The following is a 6,334-nucleotide window of genomic DNA, read 5'->3' as shown; positions in this document are numbered from 1 at the left end:
TTCATTTTTTAAAGATAGTCTTTTCTTAAGGGATACCAAACATCCAATACTTTAGTATCTGACTCTAAAGCTATCGCTTCGTGCTCAAGGTTAGTATGATGCATGATGGGGTCTCATTTTCCATTTTCATACTACAAACAGACAATTTCTGAGTTCAATATGGATTGAATCGATTTGACCATGGTTGTCGGTTTACCAACCTTCAACTTGTCTACCAGCTCAAAATATTCGAGACAGGTAGTACAGGCCAATATCTCAACACCCTGCTCTTCCAACCGTTTGAGATGGCCCAGAACATGCGAGTCTTCACAAACCAGACGGACTCCGGTATTCCAAAAAACCAGGGTCTCAGGTTTCTCTTTGCTCTCCCCGAGTAAGCGTAAAAAGTTGGCCATAAGCATTGTACCGAGCTGGTCATCACCTCTCCCCAACCCCTCAGATTGGATTAAGAAAACTTTAGACGGCATATTTAACCTCCATCATGATTTTAAGGGCTATTTATTGTTCCGTTTCTATTAATATTTAATCGATTTTTCCTTACCCTTCACGTTTAGCTAAAAGAGCGGCACCTAGAGCTCCTATAATTTGTGGCGAATCTGGACCTATCAGTTCCGTGCTTAATTTTTGGTTCAACAGCCTACTCAGGCACTTGTTAAGTGATGCCCCTCCGGCAAAAACTCCTTTTTCCTTTAAGCCAACTCTTCTTACCATAGTCACTATGCGGGTTACTATCGCCTCATGTAAGGCTAAGGCGATGTCGCCGGGCTTTTCTCCTTTTGCGATCAGGGAAACTACTTCGGATTCTGCGAATACGGTGCACAAGCTATTAATGGTGATTTTTTTAGTGGCGCTTAAAGCTAAATCCCCAATCTCAGCGATGCTTACCTCCAGATTATGGGCCATGACCTCCAAAAATTTACCGGATCCCGCCGCACAACGATCGTTCATCTCAAACTTGCGCACTTCTCCCTGGTCCGAAAGCAGGATAACTTTGCTATCCTGTCCACCGATATCGATCACCGTATAACACTCGGGGAATAGATAGTGAGAGCCGATGGCAAAAGCTTTAATCTCGGAGACCACTTCTCCCTGCAAAACCGGAGCGACCAGGTGGCGACCGTAACCGGTTACCACCAGTCGTTCATAGGATTTGCCAGAAATAAGTTGCAGGCAGCGTGATAAAGAATTCACCCCTGTTTCGATAATAAAGGATTCTTTGATCGCCGTATCAAAGGTTACCAGCTTAATCGTGCGGGATCCCACATCCAGTCCAGCGTACATCAGAGTTTTAGCATCTCCAAAAAAGCTTCAATTCTGGTCTTAAGTTGACCGGCATCCTCGTCGCTATAATCCGTCTCAATTCGTAATAAAGGAATCCCTTCTTTTTCCAAGCGCTGCTCTATTTTGATGGCTTCATTAGCATAGGTATGGCAGAACTGGAGATTATAATGCACCACACCATCCGCCTGGTATTCTTTAGCTAGTTTAACCACGTCGTCCAAACGTTCATCATTCGGAGTAAAGCAGGCGCAATGGATATTCATGTAACGGTCAGCGATTGCTTTAATCTGTTCGTCAAGATTGCCTGGAGTAGGTTTAACCAGATCGCTGAAGAAGCGGGTGCCAGTGCACGATTCCTCGCAAATTACCACTGCTCCGGCCGATTCGAGGATATGATGCAGTTTCCAATTGGGGATCGCCATGGGGCTGCCGGATATCAGGATACGAGGAGCACTGGCTGGGGCCACACCTTGACCCACAGCAACCCTTTTATCCAGTTCATCACAAAGGGCGTTCAACATCTGGGTATCTCGCTTAACATCATCATAGAAAGAAACCTGGGTGGCCAGTAAAGCATCCTTGCCGCTGACGGGTACCGGCCTAACTCTACGTAAGTTATAGAGTCGTTGCAGGGCAAGGCTGCGCTGGTTCACCATATCAATAGCCTGGCCGAGCTTTTCCGCTGTAATTTTATTGCCAGTCAATTTCTCAACAACATCCTTAAAGGCCAGGACTTCGCCCTGCCAGAGCTGGCGACTTCGCTCGGTCTTCTTATTTGGTACTTCCATCACATAGACCGGCTGGTACTGATTCAGAATCTCGAACATCTTCTTCTTACCATCGCAGGTAGTTTCGCCTACTATCAAGTGGCTGGACTGGACGTAAGGGCAGACACGTCCCAGTTTGAAGCCAAAGGAAGATTTAATAAGGGCACAGGTGTTGCGAGGGAGTACTGCCTCCGCCATGGGGACGGAGAATTGCGTCCCGGCGCACAGCCCCACCGGAATCCCATCGGCTGCCCAGACTAGTTCTTCTGGAACAAAGACGCAATAAGTCGCAACTATTTTACCGCCATTTTTAGCGTGTTCCCGGAGTTCTTTTATTCGGATGCCATGAATATCGCCTACCACAAAATCATAAAAACCCATTCCCGCTGGACGGTTTTTCTGGGAAAGATAGACCTCTTGAAAAATCGGCCCCAAAGCATTCAAAAGTATATCATGGGATTTTAGATTTATATTTAAATCGGCCCACATCTGGACATTATCGTTAGCCATTTAAAATCATCTCCTTCAAAATTCTTCTCAAAATAAAAAGCGATGGGCAGAGTCATTATGATCTAGATAACTTTTTTATCAAATTCCTGCACCTTTACTAAACTCCTCTTTACCTTTACTAAAAAACGCACTTTCTATTTCTTTTTTTCCTCTTATCTATGTGTTCGTCTATATGCCTTGTAATTCCTTCTAATGTTTCCAATTTTTTAATCCTTTCCTTTAGCTTCTCTTGCTCTTTCATAACAAAACGAATAGCATCAGCTATAGGGTCAGGTAGTTTGCCATGTTCTAATGCTTGAATTTCCTTGGCACTAAATCCCAAACCAATCCTACCAGGAACTCCTACTACTGTTGTATTGGGAGGGGCATCAGTAACCACCACCGAGCCCGCACCTATTCTTGCATTATCACCAATATTTATTGCACCCAAGACTATTGCTCCCGTACCAATCACAACATTATTTCCCAGAGTAGGATGACGTTTCTTTTTTTCTAAACTTGTTCCGCCTAAAACCACTCCTGAATACATCAAAACATCATCGCCAATTTCGGTTGTTTCACCTATCACTACACCCATACCATGGTCAATAAAAAATCTTCTTCCGATTTTGGCTCCGGGATGTATTTCAATATCAGTAATATGACGATTAATATGCGAAATTATGCGGGCAATGGTATACATTTTCTTTCTGTAAAACCAATGGGCAATTCGATGAAGCCATATTGCATGAAGCCCAGGATAACAAAGAACTACTTCTAATGTGTTCTTCGCTGCCGGATCTTTAGCAAATATATTTTGAATATCTTCTTTTAAAGTCTTGAACATTAATAATGAACCTCCATTGCCCTTAACGGACAGGCAGGTAGACATAATTCACATGCAATACATTTATTTTCGTAAAAATGAACTTTTCGGGTATGCGAGTCAAGAATAAGAGCTTGGGTCGGACAAACTGTTATACAAACACCACAATGAGTACATCTGGTACTATTTTGGATAATACCTTGTGACAGTGATTGAACTATTACCCCTAATTCTTTGAGATAATTTATTCCTTTATTATAGTTTCCCTCTTCCCCGGAAAGGCCTAATATAAGAAGCCCTTCTTCTTTAGGTATAATATATGCTTTTAGTATATTAAATTCTAAATCAAAGTATTTTACCAGGTTGCAAACAATGGGCTGGTCAGCTAACCGGTGAGGAAATTTCAAAACAATTCTTTTTGAAATCATTTACTTCTCCTATCTGAAGATGTAGGGCTATGGTTAGGAAAATAACTTTTCCTTTTAGCCCTACATCCTTTTTATCTGTTATTCAATTGGTCTTTCTTTTAGTAATTTAAAGGTCAGCCCTGACTCCGGTCCAGGCAGTGATGCCACAGGCTCAGTTAATAGAAACTGCCCCTGTTTAATCCAGTCTTTTAAAATTTCAGCAATCTCTACTGCTTTTGAATAACTGGAAAGCGATGCGGTGGGAACTTCTTTATCTTGAACAACGATCTTACCGCTTTTAAGCTCCTCATAAGAGACCTCGCCAAGCACCCCTGGTTTAACCTGCGGATATGCTTCGCTGTAATCAACAATTGGAGCATAGATATCTTTATCCTTAATTGCGGTATAGCGTAAGATTTCTTCATTCAAAATAGGGATAGGTATCCCCACTCCTACTGTGAGTGTTGTTCCATATCCCTGGAAACTCGTTCCCCGCAACCACTCAGGTTTCATCTGTTTTAGATCTCCAATCACAGCTAATGTACCTGCCAGAACACATGGAGTATCGTTATCCTTTCTTTTAGCTGTCGGATTATGCTGCGTTCCCTGCCAGGCCACATAACCCACTCCGCCGCCAAGAAATATCTTAGTTCCAAGTCCAATAGTTATATATAACGGATCATTCAATAGTGGAGAAAGTTGACCAGCACTACAATAGTTAGCATTACCTAATCCAGGCTTTAGGGCACCCATATAAGTATAGATGAGCTTATTAGAAAGATTAACTGCAACATTGTAGTTCTGATAAACATTCCTCGGATTAAAAAGCACAGCCTCATTAACATCTTTAATGTTTATCCAGGTTTCCAATTTTTTTCTTGGATAACAATCAGTACCATAGGCAGTGGCAGTAAGTTTTATATCCTTACCTGCGACAAACTCTTCAATTACATGTCCACCTCCGTATTCAAACTTGCCAGGATAAACTCTATTCCGAGGGTCATTATCAGGAAGTTGAGTACAGCCAAGATAGATATCCACCGCAGCAAAACCACAATAAGCCGGGACATCGTTTAAATAACAGGCCCCTCCTCCCAGTTTTATTCTTGGTTTTGCATGGCCAATATTGATATATGTCCCACTTGAACACATCGGGCCAAATGTCCCTGTAGTTACTACATCTATCTCTTGAGCTGCTTCTTCAACTCCTTTTTCCTCCACAATATTAATTATCTCTTCTGCCGTTACTACAACTACATCTCCCTTTGATATTTTTTCATTAATTTCAGTTATTGTTTTAGTCATTTTGATGTTTCCTTTCTTTTTTTACCACGAAAAATTACAATTACACTACCACATTTCTTTATACTCTTAACTTGCTCCTAAGAGCAGATTTTTCATTATTTATGCCCCAACCGGAGCCATCCATGATCCATAACATTTCCACCACGCCTCCTAAATACAAATTAGCACGGATATAAATGTCACATAAATGTATATCTTTATATTTGTATAATCGTATCATTGGAAAAGTTCAGTAGAAAGATAGCGATCACCTAAATCAGGAAGAATTACCACAATAAGTTTACCCTTGTTTTCTTTCCGTTTAGCTACCTCTATTGCTGCCCATACTGCTGCTCCTGAAGAAATGCCTGCAAATATCCCCTCTTCTTTAGCAAGTCGCCTAGCACAAATCATAGCTTCCTCATTAGTTACTTTGATTATTTCATCAATAATATCCCTGTTTAAAACACCTGGCACAAAGCCAGCACCAATCCCTTGAATCTTATGTGGACCAGGTTCTCCACCAGAAAGAACAGGAGAATTAGCAGGTTCAACAGCAATAGCTTTAAATGATGGTTTCCTCTTTTTTATTACTTCAGCTACACCTGTAATTGTCCCACCAGTTCCTACTCCAGAAACAAGAATATCCACTTTACCATCTGTATCTTCCCAGATTTCTAAAGCTGTAGTTTTCCGATGAATCTCAGGATTAGCAGGATTATTAAATTGTTGAGGCATAAATGCTTTACAATTCTTTTTCACAATTTCTTCTGCCTTTTTAATTGCTCCTTTCATTCCTTCACTACCTGGAGTTAAAACTATTTCAGCGCCAAATGCCTCAAGTATTTTCCTTCGCTCAATACTCATTGTATCAGGCATCGTAAGAACTAATCTATACCCCTTAACCGCACAAACAAAGGCTAAGGAAATGCCCGTATTTCCACTTGTTGGCTCAACAACTATAGAATCTTTTTTCAGAAGACCTTTTTTCTCTGCTTCTGTAATCATACTTACTCCAATTCGGTCCTTTACACTTCCAGTGGGATTAAAAAATTCAAGTTTTCCGACAATTTCTGCCTTTACATCCTTGGTTATTTTACTCAATTTTACTAATGGGGTATTTCCCATTAACTCAGTTATATTATTTGCAATTTTAGTCATTTTATTTCCTCCTTTTCCTTTTTAGTCATCAAATTTTCCATCAAATGTAATACATTCGATCTTTTTGCTTGGATAATTTCTTCTTTTGCATTTTAACCATATCTTTTAAGGTTACTGAA

Annotated in this window: 7 protein-coding genes; all 7 read right to left on the bottom strand. The window is 40.8% G+C overall.

All coding sequences use genetic code 11. The annotated features are described in order from the left end of the window. Nucleotides 1–131: 131 nt before the first annotated feature. Nucleotides 132–467: a sulfurtransferase-like selenium metabolism protein YedF gene (gene yedF, locus COZ07_RS02565; RefSeq protein ID WP_406607028.1), complete on the bottom strand. Its 336-nt coding sequence runs from the start codon at nt 465–467 to the stop codon at nt 132–134. Between the two features lie 70 nt (nt 468–537). Next, nucleotides 538–1,281: an acyl-CoA dehydratase activase gene (locus COZ07_RS02560; protein ID WP_406607027.1), complete on the bottom strand. Its 744-nt coding sequence runs from the start codon at nt 1,279–1,281 to the stop codon at nt 538–540. After that, nucleotides 1,281–2,558, bottom strand: a complete 1,278-nt coding sequence (locus COZ07_RS02555; protein ID WP_406607026.1) for a 2-hydroxyacyl-CoA dehydratase family protein — start codon at nt 2,556–2,558, stop codon at nt 1,281–1,283. The genes COZ07_RS02560 and COZ07_RS02555 overlap by 1 nt, the downstream gene beginning before the upstream one ends. Nucleotides 2,559–2,676: 118 nt before the next feature. Then, entirely contained in the window at nt 2,677–3,384 is a 708-nt protein-coding gene (gene cysE, locus COZ07_RS02550; protein WP_406607025.1) for a serine O-acetyltransferase, read from the bottom strand. Then, nucleotides 3,384–3,791 (bottom strand): NIL domain-containing protein, encoded by a 408-nt coding sequence (locus COZ07_RS02545; protein WP_406607024.1) that lies wholly within the window; start codon nt 3,789–3,791, stop codon nt 3,384–3,386. The genes cysE and COZ07_RS02545 overlap by 1 nt, the downstream gene beginning before the upstream one ends. A gap of 78 nt (nt 3,792–3,869) precedes the next feature. Further along, nucleotides 3,870–5,075, bottom strand: coding sequence for a homocysteine biosynthesis protein (locus tag COZ07_RS02540; RefSeq protein WP_406607023.1), 1,206 nt, complete (start codon nt 5,073–5,075; stop codon nt 3,870–3,872). A 216-nt stretch (nt 5,076–5,291) separates the two neighbouring features. Next, nucleotides 5,292–6,215 (bottom strand): PLP-dependent cysteine synthase family protein, encoded by a 924-nt coding sequence (gene cysK / locus COZ07_RS02535; protein WP_406607022.1) that lies wholly within the window; start codon nt 6,213–6,215, stop codon nt 5,292–5,294. Nucleotides 6,216–6,334 lie beyond the last annotated feature (119 nt).

Source organism: Candidatus Infernicultor aquiphilus, assembly GCF_002784285.1.
Lineage (GTDB): Bacteria > Atribacterota > Phoenicimicrobiia > Phoenicimicrobiales > Phoenicimicrobiaceae > Infernicultor > Infernicultor aquiphilus.
The sequence above is the reverse complement of the archived record's forward strand: the minus strand, read 5'-3'. Positions and strand labels throughout refer to the sequence as shown.

Bases quoted from the DNA above. Each gene is read 5' to 3' on its own strand.
- COZ07_RS02540 (WP_406607023.1), bottom strand. From the start codon at position 5,075: ATGACTAAAACAATAACTGAAATTAATGAAAAAATATCAAAGGGAGAT.
- COZ07_RS02560 (WP_406607027.1), bottom strand. From the start codon at position 1,281: ATGTACGCTGGACTGGATGTGGGATCCCGCACGATTAAGCTGGTAACC.
- cysE (WP_406607025.1), bottom strand. From the start codon at position 3,384: ATGTTCAAGACTTTAAAAGAAGATATTCAAAATATATTTGCTAAAGAT.
- COZ07_RS02555 (WP_406607026.1), bottom strand. From the start codon at position 2,558: ATGGCTAACGATAATGTCCAGATGTGGGCCGATTTAAATATAAATCTA.
- cysK (WP_406607022.1), bottom strand. From the start codon at position 6,215: ATGACTAAAATTGCAAATAATATAACTGAGTTAATGGGAAATACCCCA.
- yedF (WP_406607028.1), bottom strand. From the start codon at position 467: ATGCCGTCTAAAGTTTTCTTAATCCAATCTGAGGGGTTGGGGAGAGGT.
- COZ07_RS02545 (WP_406607024.1), bottom strand. From the start codon at position 3,791: ATGATTTCAAAAAGAATTGTTTTGAAATTTCCTCACCGGTTAGCTGAC.